12 protein-coding genes are annotated in these 13,437 nt (G+C 66.3%); 10 read left to right on the plus strand and 2 right to left on the minus strand.

Annotated elements, in window-relative coordinates; all coding sequences use genetic code 11:
* The first annotated feature begins 737 nt into the window (after positions 1-737).
* Genes AC1HIY_RS14255 through AC1HIY_RS14265 form a run of 3 tightly spaced genes read left to right on the plus strand, consistent with a single transcriptional unit; the run spans position 738 to position 4,327 of the window.
* On the plus strand, positions 738-1,946 hold the full coding sequence (locus AC1HIY_RS14255) for an acetyl-CoA C-acetyltransferase (RefSeq protein ID WP_479577465.1): 1,209 nt from the start codon (positions 738-740) through the stop codon (positions 1,944-1,946).
* Between the two features lie 44 nt (positions 1,947-1,990).
* Positions 1,991-3,196: an acyl-CoA dehydrogenase family protein gene (locus AC1HIY_RS14260; protein ID WP_479577466.1), complete on the plus strand. Its 1,206-nt coding sequence runs from the start codon at positions 1,991-1,993 to the stop codon at positions 3,194-3,196.
* Between the two features lie 33 nt (positions 3,197-3,229).
* On the plus strand, positions 3,230-4,327 hold the full coding sequence (locus AC1HIY_RS14265; protein WP_479577467.1) for a phosphotransferase family protein: 1,098 nt from the start codon (positions 3,230-3,232) through the stop codon (positions 4,325-4,327).
* Between the two features lie 61 nt (positions 4,328-4,388).
* On the opposite strand, the gene AC1HIY_RS14270 is transcribed toward AC1HIY_RS14265, so the two are convergent.
* Complete coding sequence (locus tag AC1HIY_RS14270) at positions 4,389-4,814, minus strand: hypothetical protein (protein WP_479577468.1); 426 nt, start codon at positions 4,812-4,814, stop codon at positions 4,389-4,391.
* Between the two features lie 73 nt (positions 4,815-4,887).
* Positions 4,888-5,229, minus strand: a complete 342-nt coding sequence (locus AC1HIY_RS14275) for a hypothetical protein (RefSeq protein WP_479577469.1) — start codon at positions 5,227-5,229, stop codon at positions 4,888-4,890.
* Between the two features lie 184 nt (positions 5,230-5,413).
* On the opposite strand from AC1HIY_RS14275, the gene AC1HIY_RS14280 reads away from it, so the two are divergent.
* The 7 genes from AC1HIY_RS14280 (at position 5,414) to AC1HIY_RS14310 (ending at position 13,408) form a co-directional block, all read left to right on the plus strand.
* Complete coding sequence (locus tag AC1HIY_RS14280) at positions 5,414-7,444, plus strand: (Fe-S)-binding protein (RefSeq protein WP_479577470.1); 2,031 nt, start codon at positions 5,414-5,416, stop codon at positions 7,442-7,444.
* A gap of 165 nt (positions 7,445-7,609) precedes the next feature.
* Positions 7,610-8,356 (plus strand): electron transfer flavoprotein subunit beta/FixA family protein, encoded by a 747-nt coding sequence (locus AC1HIY_RS14285; RefSeq protein WP_479577471.1) that lies wholly within the window; start codon positions 7,610-7,612, stop codon positions 8,354-8,356.
* Between the two features lie 51 nt (positions 8,357-8,407).
* Complete coding sequence (locus tag AC1HIY_RS14290; RefSeq protein ID WP_479577472.1) at positions 8,408-9,391, plus strand: electron transfer flavoprotein subunit alpha/FixB family protein; 984 nt, start codon at positions 8,408-8,410, stop codon at positions 9,389-9,391.
* Between the two features lie 331 nt (positions 9,392-9,722).
* Entirely contained in the window at positions 9,723-10,997 is a 1,275-nt protein-coding gene (locus tag AC1HIY_RS14295; RefSeq protein WP_479577473.1) for a pyridoxal phosphate-dependent aminotransferase, read from the plus strand.
* Between the two features lie 198 nt (positions 10,998-11,195).
* Complete coding sequence (locus AC1HIY_RS14300; RefSeq protein WP_479577474.1) at positions 11,196-11,657, plus strand: hypothetical protein; 462 nt, start codon at positions 11,196-11,198, stop codon at positions 11,655-11,657.
* A 242-nt stretch (positions 11,658-11,899) separates the two neighbouring features.
* Positions 11,900-12,343, plus strand: coding sequence for an Hsp20/alpha crystallin family protein (locus AC1HIY_RS14305; RefSeq protein WP_479577475.1), 444 nt, complete (start codon positions 11,900-11,902; stop codon positions 12,341-12,343).
* A gap of 147 nt (positions 12,344-12,490) precedes the next feature.
* On the plus strand, positions 12,491-13,408 hold the full coding sequence (locus AC1HIY_RS14310; protein ID WP_479577476.1) for a DnaJ C-terminal domain-containing protein: 918 nt from the start codon (positions 12,491-12,493) through the stop codon (positions 13,406-13,408).
* The last annotated feature ends 29 nt before the right edge of the window (positions 13,409-13,437 follow it).

Raw genomic sequence — 13,437 nt, forward strand, 5'->3', positions numbered from 1 at the left:
CGTCGTGACGGTGTGGTGAATCGTAGTTCGTAGGGGGGATCCAGCTCCCGATCCCTCTGGCAGAGACGCAATGGATGTGGCGAACTCACGCTTCGCCGATGGAGTAGACCAATGCGGACGAATACCCCCATCCCCCCTTCGGGGTACTTCCCCCTGTGAGGGGGAAGGGATTGTGCAACACACAAAAGTCCTCCCCTTGCGAAGGGGAGGGGTCGCGCTGCGACGGAGGGGTAGACCGGCTGTTGCTTGAGCAGCAAGCGTGCACGGTCAAAGGGTGCAGTGGATGCGTAGCATGGGGGACCCCCATCCTCCCTTCGGGGTACTTCCCCCTGTGAGGGGGAAGGGCTAGTGTCGCCCGTTTCTGTATCTGAAAGTTCCTCCCCTTGTGAAGGGGAGGTGTCGCGCAGCGACGGAGGGGTAGGACGGCTGTTGCTTAAGCGGCAAGCGTGCACGGTCAAAGGGGAGCAGTGCATGCGCAGCATGGGGGACCCCCATCCCCCCTTCGGGGTACTTCCCCCTGTGAGGGGGAAGGGCTAGTGTCGCCCGTTTCTGTATCTGAAAGTTCCTCCCCATGCGAAGGGGAGGTGTCGCGCAGCGACGGAGGGGTAGACCGGGCGCCTGAGGTTTCAGGTTCCATCCCATAGTGATCCGTGTGTATTGCGTAATGGAGGCGACCATGCGGAATACGAAATCCCTGCCATGCGCACATGTTTTCAATCCGATACTGAGGAAAGCTCATGTCCCGCGAAGCCTTTATCTTTGACGCCATCCGCACGCCGCGCGGCAAGGGCAAGCCGAGCGGCGCCCTGTACGAAGTGCCGCCCATCGACCTCCTCCGGGGGCTTCTCGAGGCGATGCGCGCCCGTCACGACCTCGACACGTCTCGGGTGGACGACGTCATCCTCGGCTGCGTGACGCCCATCGGCGACCAGGGCGCCGACATCGCCCGGACGGCGGTGCTCTATGCCGGGTGGGACCTCGACGTGCCCGGCGTGCAGGTCAACCGTTTCTGCGCCTCGGGGCTGGAGACGGTGAACATGGCCGCGGAGAAGGTGCGTTCGGGATGGGAAGACCTCATCGTGGCGGGCGGCGTCGAGTCGATGTCGCGGGTGCCCATCGGGAGCGACGGCGGGGCGCTCATGGAGGATCCGCTCGTGCGGGAGAAGATCGGCTACGTGCCGCAGGGCATCAGCGCCGATCTCATCGCCACGCTCGAAGGCTTCAGCCGCGAGGACGTGGACGCCGTGGGGGTGCTTTCCCAGCGCCGCGCCGCCGAGGCGACGCGGGAGGGACGCTTCGCCTCGCTGCTTCCGGTGAAGAACCGGAAAGGCGAGACGGCGCTCGAGCACGACGAACTCATCCGCCCGAACACGACGATGGAGGCGCTTGCCGGGCTGAACCCCGCCTTCGAGCGCATCGGCGAGGCCGGCTTCGACGCCGTCGCGCTCCGGAAATACCCCGAGGCCGGGCGCATCCGGCACGTGCACACCGCCGGCAACTCGTCCGGCATCGTCGACGGGGCGGCGCTCGTGCTTGTGGGTTCGCGGGAGGCGGGCGAGGCGCTCGGCCTCACGCCCCGCGCGCGCGTCGTGGCGGCGGCGCTCGTGGGTGCGGAGCCGACGATCATGCTCACCGGCCCCGCGCCGGCCTCGAAGAAGGCGCTCCGAAGGGCCGGCATGACCCTCGCCGACGTCGACCTCATCGAGGTGAACGAGGCCTTCGCCTCGGTGGTGCTCCGCTTCATGCGCGAGATGGGCCTCGACGACTTCGACCGCGTCAACGTCAACGGCGGGGCCATCGCCATGGGCCATCCGCTCGGAGCCACGGGCGCGATGCTCCTCGGCACGGTCCTCGACGAACTCGAACGCCGCGACCTCGCCACGGGCCTCGTCACGCTGTGCGTCGGCGGCGGCATGGGCATCGCCACGCTCCTCGAACGGGTGTGACGCGCGTTCCTCCTTCCTCATGATGATTTCCCGCTCCCATTCCGATGACGAAAAAGACGACCGAGTCGCTCGACGCCCTGCTCGCAAGCGTGCGAGCTTTCGTGGAAGACGAACTGTATCCGCTCGAAGCCGAGGCGCGCGGGAAGGGGTTTTATGAACTCGAACCCCTCCTCGAAGAGAAGCGCGCCGCCGTGAAGGCGATGGGGCTGTGGACGCCGCAGCTTCCCGAGGCATGGGGAGGACCGGGGCTTTCGCTCGAAGGCTTCGGACGGGTGAGCGAGTGGCTCGGACGGAGCCCGTTCGGGCATTACGTCTTCAATTGTCAGGCCCCGGATGCGGGAAACATGGAGATCCTCATCGAGCACGGCACGCCCGAACAGACGGAGCGCTTCCTCGGCCCACTCGTGCGCGGCGAGGTCCGGAGCTGCTTCGCCATGACCGAGCCCGAGCACGCCGGCTCGAACCCCGTGGTGATGAGCGCCACCGCCGTGAAGGAGGGGAGCGACTACGTGATCAACGGGCACAAGTGGTTCACCACGGCGGCGGACGGGGCGGCCTTCGCCATCGTGATGGCCGTGACGAATCCCGAGGCCGAGCGTCCCCATGCCCGCGCCGGCCAGATCATCGTCCCCGCCGATACGCCCGGGTACCGCATCGTGCGGAACATCCCGGTGATGGGCGAGGAGGGTGAGGGGTGGATGAGCCACGGCGAGGTGGTCTTCGAGGACTGCCGCGTGCCGCAGACGAACCGGCTCGGAGCGGAAGGGGCGGGCTTCGCCATCGCACAGGAGCGCCTCGGGCCGGGACGCATCCACCATTGCATGCGATGGGTCGGCATCTGCGAACGGGCCTTCGCGATGATGTGCGAACGCGCCGCCACCCGCGAGCTCGCCCCCGGCCGACCGCTCGCCACGAAACAGACCGTTCAGAACTGGATCGCCGAGAGCCGCGCCGAGATCGACGCCGCCCGCCTGCTCGTGCTCGACGCCGCCCGGAAGATCGACGCCGAAGGCGCGTACGCCGCCCGCGTCTCGATCTCCGTCATCAAGTTTTACGTGGCCGGGGTGCTTCAGCGCGTCCTCGACCGAGCCATACAGGTCCACGGCGCGCTCGGCATCACCGACGACACGGTGCTCGCCTGGTGGTTCCGGCACGAGCGCGGCGCGCGCATCTACGACGGCCCGGACGAGGTGCACAAAAGCCGGGTGGCGCGGGAGGTGATGAAAGCGTACGGCGTCCGCCTCCGATGACCGATCCTCTTAGAAAAACCCCGACCACCGCTCATGTCCCGAAGCGCCATGTCCCGAGACTGGATCGATGAACCCGCCGCCGTCCGGCAAGGCGAAGCGTTGGATGCGGAACGGCTGGCGGCGTATCTCCGCGCGCATCTGCCCGACGCGGAAGGGCCGCTCGTCGTCAAGCAGTTTCCGAGTGGTTTTTCGAACCTGACCTATCTCCTTCGCCTCGGCGACCGCGCCCTCGTTTTGCGTCGCCCGCCGTTCGGGGCGAAGATCAAGTCGGCGCACGACATGGGGCGGGAATACACGATCCTCTCGCGCCTCGCTCCGGTTTATCCGAAGGCGCCGAAGCCGCTCCTGTATTGCGAAGAGGAGACCGTGATCGGCGCGCCGTTTTACGTGATGGAGCGCGTCGAGGGCGTGATCCTCCGGGCGCAGATGCCCGAGGCGATGATACCGCCGCCGGACCGCATGGCCGCCATCGCCGGGGCGTTCGTCGAGACGCTTGCAGAGCTTCACGCCGTCGATTACGCGGCTGCCGGTCTGGGCGAGATCGGGCGTCCCGAAGGGTACGTCCGGCGACAGATCGAAGGGTGGGCGCGGCGCTACCGGAAGGCGCGCACGGACGACGTCCCGACCGTCGAACGAGCGGCGGCGTGGCTCGCAGCCAACCTTCCGCCCGAGTCCGGCGCGTCGCTCATCCACAACGATTTCAAGTACGACAACCTCGTGCTCGCTCCCGACGACTGGACGCGGGTCCTCGCCGTGCTCGACTGGGAGATGGCCACCGTCGGCGATCCGCTCATGGACCTCGGCACGACGCTCGGATACTGGGTCGATCCCGACGACCCGCCCGCGATGCAGGCGCTGCGCCTGAGTCCGACCACGCTCCCCGGCAACCCCACGCGGGCAGAGGTGGCCGAGCGGTATGCGGCGGCGAGCGGCCGCGACCTCGGCGACGTGGTGTTTTATTACGTCTACGGCCTCTTCAAGATAGCCGTGATCGTTCAGCAGATCTATGCCCGCTACCGGGCGGGGCACACCACCGACCCGCGTTTTGCCGGGCTCCTTCACGCCGTGCGCGCCTGCGGCGACGTCGCAGGGCGCGCCATCGAGAAAGGGCGCATCGACCGTCTGTATTGACGGCGCGGGCTGCGTCTCGGGGTGGGAACCGTCGCACTTCGGGTCTCACCCCGGTGGCGGCTCACCGCAGTCCGGCCCGGGTGGCTCCGGCGGACGGGTTCCAGAAACGCGGCGTCACGGTGCGGATCCGCACCTGTGGGGGACGGGTCTGCAACCGGGTGTGTCGCGGCTTTCGGGGCTTGCGGGCGCCGTAATAACGCGGGGTGTTTTGCCCCGGGCGAAAGGCCTGCCCGTATTGCCGCTGATAACTCACCACCCGCAGCTTATGGCGCTTATAGCGTATTTTGGGGCGGGCAACGACCTGATTGTTCCCGTTGAGAAAGCGGGGCGAAGTGGACGATCCCGGCGACCAGTGACGGGGCGTCACCGCGCCGACCGTTCGGTAGCGCCGTGCTTTTTCGCGGGCGTTCTGCGGGCTCGCCGTCTGCGCGTGCGCCGTCGCGGCAAAGGTCAATAGAAGGGCGAGGATCGTCAGGAGCGGTTTCATGGCTAAGCGGCTTTGAACGGAAAGACAAGGCTGCCTGGCCGAAACGCAAGGGGCGTGCCGAAGCACGGGAGCGCTAGAAAGCCGGGATGATGAACAGGATCTTGTCGCCGGGGAAGACGGTGATGTCTTGCGAGATGGGGCGGGCCCGGCCGCCGATGGGGTCCGCCTGAAAGCGAAGCGTGCGTCCACCCGAGACGATGAAGTCCGGCAGGCTGAACGTGCGCGAGGAGCCCCCGGAGACGATGCCGAGCCGCTGGCGGAGCGACTCGCGGATGACGTAGACGGTCATGTCGTTGAAGTTGCGGTTTTCAACCTTGACGGTGGTCTTTGCCCGGGCGCGTGCACCCGGCTTCGAGGATCCGCAACCCAGGGAGACGGCGGCAAGGAGGAGGACGAGCGCGAGCGAGCGAAGCATGAAGGATCCGGAAGGGGGACGGGGAAGAGGTGAAGGGCGAGGGGGCGTGAAGGCCTCTTCGGGAACGGGTCGCCACAATCCCCCGGCCCCTGTTTATTGACGTTTCGCAAACGCTTACCTTGCGGGCGCTAAGAATGTTCGCGCATCACCGAACCGTACACCCGCATCGAGAAGGAGAACGGATATGCTGTCAATCGCGGAAAAAGTCCTTTTCGCCATCGCCGTGATGGGTTCAGCCTCACTGGCGTATCGAGGATTTTCGAACGTCGTTAAGGTGATCCGGCGAGGGACGGGCGAGCCGCTGAAAGTGGATCTCGACCGTTTCTTCCGAGCGCTGGGGCAGTGGATCATCATGAAGCCGATCTGGAAGACCCGCACCCTGGCGGACGTCTTTCACGTCATGATCGCCTGGGGCTTCATCTTCTATTTCCTCGTCAACCTCGGCGACGTCATTCAGGGCTATTTCCCCGTCCAATTCCTCGGCGCGGGAGTCGTTGGAGACGTGTATCGCTTCCTCGCCGACGTCTTCAGCGTGTCGGTGCTCGTCGGGATGGTGTGGTTCCTGCTCCGGCGTTTCGTGCTCGGCAGCCGCCGACAGCTGGTCATCCGCGAAAACGTGAAGCTCGTCGAGGCGGCGCGCGCGGGCGGCATCACGCGCGACTCCGTGATCGTCGGCGTCTTCATCCTGGCGCACGTCGGCTTTCGCTTCCTCGGCGAGACGTTCGCGCTGGCTCAGGAGCGCCTCCACGTCGGCCACGGCGATCCCGGGCAGCCGTTCGCCCATGCCGTGAGCGGGCTGTGGGAAGGCCTCGATGAGAGCGCCCTCGTCGTGGGACAGCACGTCTCGTGGTGGCTCGCGCTCGGCCTGATCCTGGCCTTTGTGCCCTATTTCCCCTACTCGAAGCATTTCCACCTCATCATGTCCGGCGTCAACTTCCTCGGGAAGCCGGACCGTCCTTCGCTCGGTGCGCTCGATCCCGTCGACTTCGAAGACGAGGCGCTCGAACAGATCGGTGTGGCGCGGATCGAAGACCTGCCCCGGAAGCACCTCATCGATGCCTATGCGTGCATCATGTGCAATCGGTGCCAGGACGCGTGTCCGGCCTACGTCACGGGCAAAGAGCTTTCGCCGGCGGCGCTGGAGGTGAACAAACGCTATTATCTGAACCTCAACCTGGCGGCGCTGGCCGCCGGGGAGACGTCCGCGGAGACGATGCTCGACTTCGCCCTCTCGGAGTCGGCGCTGTGGGCGTGCACCACGTGCGGGGCATGCGTGGACATCTGCCCCGTGGGCAACGAGCCGATGTTCGACCTCCTCCACCTTCGCCGTCATCAGGTGCTCATGGAGAGCGCCTTTCCCCAGGAGCTTCAGCCCGCTTTCCGGGGCATGGAGCGGAACGGCAACCCGTGGAACCGGAGCGCCGCCGACCGCATGGCCTGGGCCGAAGGACGCTCCGTCCCCACCATCGACGAGAACCCGGACGCGGAGCTGTTGTGGTGGGTCGGGTGCGCGCCTTCATACGATCCCCGCGCGCAACGGACGGCGCAGGCGCTGGCAAAAGTGATGAACGCCGCGGGAGTCCGTTTCGCCGTGCTCGGCGGGCGTGAAAACTGCACCGGCGACTCGGCCCGGCGCGCGGGCAACGAGTATCTCTTCTACGAGATGGCGCAGGCGAATATCGAGACGCTGAACGAGGTCGCGCCGAAGCGCATCGTCACCACGTGCCCGCACTGCCTGCACACCCTCGGAAAGGAGTACGCCGCGCTGGGCGGGACGTACGAGGTGATCCACCACACCCAGCTTCTCGCCGAACTGGCGGCGGCCGGGAAGCTCGACCTGCCCGGCGGGGAGGCCTCCGGCGCGGTTACCTTTCACGACCCGTGTTATCTGGGCCGCCACAACGGCGTCGTCGACGAGCCGCGCGAAGTGCTCGACGCCCTCCGGCTGCCGGTGGTCGAGATGCCCCGGCACGGGACGAAGTCGTTCTGTTGCGGCGCGGGCGGGGCGCAGATGTGGAAAGAGGAGGAGCCGGGCGCGGCAGCCGTGAATGCGACGCGCTTCGACGAAGCGGCAGCGACGGGCGCGCAAACCCTCGCCGTCGGATGTCCCTTCTGCCTGACGATGATGGACGACGCCTCGAAAGCCGCCGGGGAGGGTATGGTCGTCAAGGATGTCGTCGAGATCGTGGCGGAGCGGCTCGGGGATCGCGCGTGAAGGAGCGCGCCACGGCGACCGGCAAAGCTTCCCCCGCGCGCCACCGTGCCTCCGACCGCGCCGCTGTTTTCTTCCTGGGATGTTAATTGCGGCGGAGTTTACCTTGCAGGGACGCGGAGGACGCTCGCGCCCCGAAATGATTGCAAACCATAGAAAGGTCGGAAGATGAACATAGCCGTTTGTTTGAAGCAGACGCCGGACACCGAGACCCGGGTGCAGATCGCCGGGGACGGCGTGTCGGTGCTCGAAGACGACGTACAGTGGATCATCAACCCGTACGACGAGGCGGCCGTGGAGGCGGCGCTTCGCCTGACGGAGGCGCACGGCGGCGAGGTGACGGTCTTCTCGCTCGGCCCGCCCCGCGTCGAGAAGGCGCTCCGGGAGGCGCTGGCGATGGGCGCACACCGGGCCGTCCGGCTCCATGCCGACGCCGTTCCGGCGGACCCGCGCGTGACGGCGAGAGCCCTCACGGCCGCGCTCCGGGACGGCGGCTTCGACCTCATCCTCGCCGGTCAGCAGGCCGTCGATGACGATCAGATGCAGACGCCGCAACGGATCGCGCAGGCGCTCGACTTCGCGTGCGTCACGAACGTCGAAGAGCTGACCGTCGAAGGCGGACGGGGCACGGCGCGCCGCGTGCTCGAAGGCGTGCAGGAGGTCTCCTCCTTCCCGCTGCCCGCCGTCCTCGGGGTCAACCTCCGGCTCAATGAGCCCCGCTATCCTTCGTTCAAAGGGATCATGCAGGCCAAGCGTAAACCCATCGACGTGGTCGAGGCCGCTCTCGTCGAGCCGAAGCTCGTCGTGGAACGCCTCGCCTATCCGCCGGAGAAAGCCGCCGGGCGTGTCTTCGAAGGCGTCGAAGCCGTGCCGGAAGTCGTGCGCCTGCTTCATGAGGAAGCAAAGGTGATCTGAAGGGTTCGGGGATCCCGCCAAGACAGTCAAGGAAATACGGAGGTTATCGATATGTCCACCCTTCTCGTTGTCGCCGACGTGCTCGACGGTGAATTGCGGCCCGTCAACGCGCAGGTCTTCACCGTGGCCGCGCGGATGGGGCAGGCGCTCGGCCGTCCCGTGGCCGCGCTGATGGTCGGCGCGCCCGGCCTCGAGGCGCACGCCGAGGCGCCCGGCGCGTATGGCGTCCCTCGCACGCTCCTCATCGAGGATGCCCGGCTCGCGAAGTACAGCCCCGACGTGCACGCCGCCGCCGTCGCCGAGGCCGTCCGGCGCGTGGACGCCGACGTGGTCCTCATGGCTGCCACCCTCAACGGCAAGGACGTCATGGCCCGCGCCGCGGAGATCCTCGACGCCGGGCTGGCGCAAGATTGCCTGCGCTTCCGCACCGAGGGCGATGCGCTCGTCTTCACGCGTCCGTTGTTTGCCGGAAAGATCCTCGCCGACGTGCGCGTGACCGCCCCCCCGGTGATGGCGACCATCCGCCCGAGAGCGTACACGCCCGAAGAAGCGCCGGTCGCCGTCACGGTCGAGCGTCTGAGCGTGGCCCTTCCGGAGCCGAAGGTGGTGGTCGAAGAGCTCCGGCAAAACGCCTCGGCCCGGCTCGACGTGACCGAAGCCGACATCGTCGTGAGCGGTGGGCGGGGGATGCAGGGGCCGGAAAACTGGCATCTGCTCGAAGCGCTCGCCGAAGCCCTGGGCGAAGGCACGGCGCTCGGGTGCTCGCGCCCCGTCTCGGACGACGGCTGGCGATCGCACGAGGAACACGTCGGGCAGACGGGCAAGACGGTCTCGCCGGATCTCTACGTGGCCGTCGGCATCTCCGGAGCCATTCAGCACGTGGCGGGCATCGGCGCTTCGAAGTGCATCGTGGCCGTCAACAAGGACCCCGACGCCCCCATCTTCACCGTGGCCGACTATGGCATCGTGGGCGACCTTTTCGAGGTGGTCCCGGCGCTCACGGAAGAGATCAAAAAGGTGAAAGCGTCGGTTTAACCACAGGCGCCGGCAGGCGCTCCGGTCGCTGCCGGGGAGGCGCTTACCCGCCGCGTCAGGGATGCTCGCCGCGAAAAAGGGGGATCGGACGACAGCCGCTCCGCAAGGGACGGCGTACGTTGAGACCAAGCGTGCGAAGTGGAGGGGGGATGCTCCGGGCCTGGTTGGCAGGGACGGCACTCGTGCTCCCGGAGGCGTCCCCGCGCCGGATCGGGACGCGCAACCTCGCGTGTCGGATAGGGGGAACGAGAAGCTTCGCCGGATCTCATGGGGTGTGCTCCCGGCCATGAAATGCGAGAGGGGGTGTATGGGTATATTATTGAAAACAAAGATGATAGCGAAGAAAACTGCCAGACGGATGGAGACAGGGTCAGCCATCCGGAAAATGTTTGAGGAAGGGTTGTCGATGAAGGCGGAGCACGGGGCGGAGCACGTGGCCGACCTCTCGCTCGGCAATCCGGAGTTTACGCCGCCGAAGGCCTTCCTGGAGGCGCTCCGGCGGGCGGCCTCGGAACCGACCCCGCATGGATACATGCCCAACGCCGGCTACCCGCACGTGCGCGAAGCGATTGCGGGATATCTCAACCGTCACGGGTATTTCGAGAACGCCGAGGCGCGGCACGTTCTGATGACCACGGGGGCCGCCGGCGCGATCAACGTCGTGCTCAAAACCATCCTCGACCCCGGCGATGAGGTGATCGTCCTGCGCCCGTACTTCGTCGAGTACCGCTTCTACATCGACAACCACGGCGGGCAGATGGTGCTCGTCGATACGAACGAAGACTTCAGCCTCGACGTCGAGGCCGTCGCTGCCGCCGTGACGCGGCGCACGAAGGCGGTGATGCTCAACGCGCCGAACAACCCCTCGGGGCGCGTCTATGACCGCGCCTCACTCGAAGCGCTGGCGGAGATGCTGCTTCGGAAAGCCCATGAACACGGACGAGCGATCGCCCTCATCTCCGACGAGCCGTACCGCGAACTGCTTTTCGACGACACGGCATTCGTCTCACCCGCGACGGTGTATCCGAACAGCTTCATGTGCTATTCGTGGTCGAAGTCGTTCAACATCGCCGGAGAGCGCATCGGATACGTGGCCGTCAACCCGGCGGCGATGGGGGAGGACCAGGACGCGCTTCTCGACGCGCTGGCGATGACGAACCGCACGCTCGGTTTCGTCAACGCGCCGGCCCTCATGCAGCGCGCCGTTGCCGAGGCCGTCGAGGCGGAGGTGGAGACCGGACACTACGCCGCGAAACGCGAGAAGCTGTGCGCCGCGCTCGACGAGAGCGGGTATACGTACGTAAAGCCGGAAGGCACGTTCTATATCTTCCCGCAGACGCTCGGTCCGGAGGAAGCGTTTATCCGCCGGGCCCGGGAGCATCTTCTGCTCGTCGTCCCCGGCTCGGCGTTCGGCCGACCGGGACACTTCCGCCTCTCGTTTGCCTGCGACGACCGCACGGTGGCGCTGGCGTGCGAGAAACTGCGCGCCGTGGCCGGGGACTATCACCGGGAACGGGCGCAGGTCGAGCCTGTCCCGCGCGGGGCCTTCGCGCACGAAGCGCATCCCCCCGGAGCGGGGACGAAGGGACACGACGCCTCCCGGTAGTCCTCGCTCGGGCCTCGGGTCCATGTGATCTCGTGGGTCAGAGCAGGGGCTGCTCCTGGCGCGCCGCCGAACGACGTAAGGTTTTTCGCCACAGGAAGTCGGGCACATTCCTCGGCAGCAGGGAACAGGGGCCGTGCCCGTCATTATATTTCCAGGCATAGGAGACGCGTCGCATCCATTCAGCAACGAGGCAAGGCCATGTATAATCAGGAAGAAGACATCGCTGCACGCATCGAAGAGGATCACAAACAACTCCGCGCGTGCATGGAAGCACTGGTTGCCGAACTGGAAGGGGAGATCGCCCCGGAGAAGTTCTTACAGTGGAAACTCGACTTTCTCCTGCGGCTGCGTGATTTTCAGAATCAGCTGCAGAAGCATTTCGACCTCGAAGAGGAAGGCGGGTACATGCAGGACGTCATGCATCTCGCGCCGCAGTACGCTTTCCGGCTCGAAAATCTCCAGGAGGATCATCGGAAGATCATCGCCGACCTGAACCACATCATCGCTACGATCAAGGGCTTCGATCACCCGAGTCCCACGCAGGTCGCGCGTATCCGCCAGCGGATCCATGAACTGCTCGAGCTCTTCAAAAAGCATGAGGCGGCGGAGAACGGCTTGATTCAGGACATCTACATGCAGGATTACGGGCGGGGCGACTGAAAAAAGGCCGGGACGATCTCGCGCGGGGCGCTGCGGCATCCCCTTACGAGGGCGCGCGCGGTCCGCGGCTCTGCATGATTGGCGGAGGCTCGTCTGTCAAAAAGTACCCGAAATGGGTCAAAGTGGCTCATTTCGTGGGATGGCATCGGGTTTGTATAAAGGGGGGATGCGCGCGCCGAGCGCTTCGGCGACGCAGCAGTCACGCGAGTTTTCATCCACAAAGATCTAGGAGGTAATTCGCCATGACGACCCTGACGCGTTATAGCCCCGTGCGGGATCTGACGGTGTTGGAACGCGAAGCGGCGCGCCTCTTCGACGAGTTTTTTGGTCGCGCCGGTGAGGCGGAAACGGAGATGCCGGCGGCCTGGTTGCCCGCTGCGGATGTGTCCGAGCGCGACGATGCTTTTCTGATCCGGATGGACCTTCCGGGCTTGAAGAAAGATGAGGTGCAGATCACGTTCGAGAACGGCCGGCTGACCGTCAGCGGCGAGCGCAAGAGCGAGCATGAGGGTTCCCATGACCGCGTGCATAGCCTCGAACGCTGGTACGGACGCTTCTACCGGTCGTTCAACCTCGGCAACATGGTTTTGCCGGACCGGATCAAGGCGCATTTCAGAAACGGCGTGTTGACGATCGAGGCGCCTAAAGCAGAGGAGCGCCGTCCGAAGCGGATCAAGGTCTCGTAAGCGACGGCCTGCTTCCGATGCACACCCGATACGGGGATGAACCATGCAAGCCCTGCCCGGCCCCGGTCGGTGTGGGGCTTGTTCGCGTCGGGGCAGCTCTTTCATCAAGGTCACATACGGGGGTGAGTCTGCAGGATGGAGGCGGTGGTGAAAGACTATTATGCCGTGCTCGGGGTGGCCGAGGGCGCTTCCGAGGAGGAGATCAAGAAAGCCTATCGAAAGCTTGCCCGACGGTATCACCCGGATCGCAATCCGAACGATCACGAAGCGGAGGAACGCTTCAAAGAGGTGCAGGAGGCCTATGAGGTGCTCGCCGACGAAGGGCGCCGGCGCGAATACGACCGTCTGCGGAAGGCGCCGTTCGCGGGCCGTTCCTTCGGCGGAGCGCCCTTTGCCGAGCCGTTTGGCCCGACGCCCGGCGGCTTCGAGCGGGGCTTCGGCGGCTCGGCTTTCGATTTCGGGGAGCCGGGCTTCGGCGGGGTGCACGACCTCTTCAGCCGGTTCTTCGGCGGCGAGGAGCCTTTTTCCGAACCCCGGCGTCGCCGACGCGCTCGCCCGGGCCGCGACGTGCGGGCCGTCGTGCGCCTGACGTTCGAGGAAGCCCTGCGTGGAGGGACGCAACTGCTCACCCTCCCCGACGGGGAGACGGTGCGCGTGACCGTGCCCGAGGGCGCGACTTCGGGCACGACGATCCGGCTGCGCGGGCGTGGGGAACGCGGCGCCGGCGGCGCGCGCGGCGACCTGTACGTGACCCTCGAGGTCGAGCCGCATCCGCGCTTCCACCGCGAGGGCGACGACCTGTATACACGCGAGACGGTCTCCGCCGTGGAGGCCATGCTCGGCACGGAACGCCGGATTCAGGACGTGTACGGACAGACCGTCCGCGTCACGATCCCCGCCGGGACGCAGCCGGGACACATCCTCCGGCTGCGTGGTCAGGGCGTGCAGACCGCGCGCGGGCGCGGCGATCTGTACGTCGAGGTTGAGGTCGAGGTGCCGAACCATCTCTCGGAAAAAGCCCGCGAGGAACTCCGGCGGTGGGCGAAGAGGCACGGCGTTCGGTGAGGCGATGCGCCGTTCGGTGAGGCGTTGGC

The sequence above is a fragment of the Rhodocaloribacter sp. genome, from assembly GCF_056451265.1.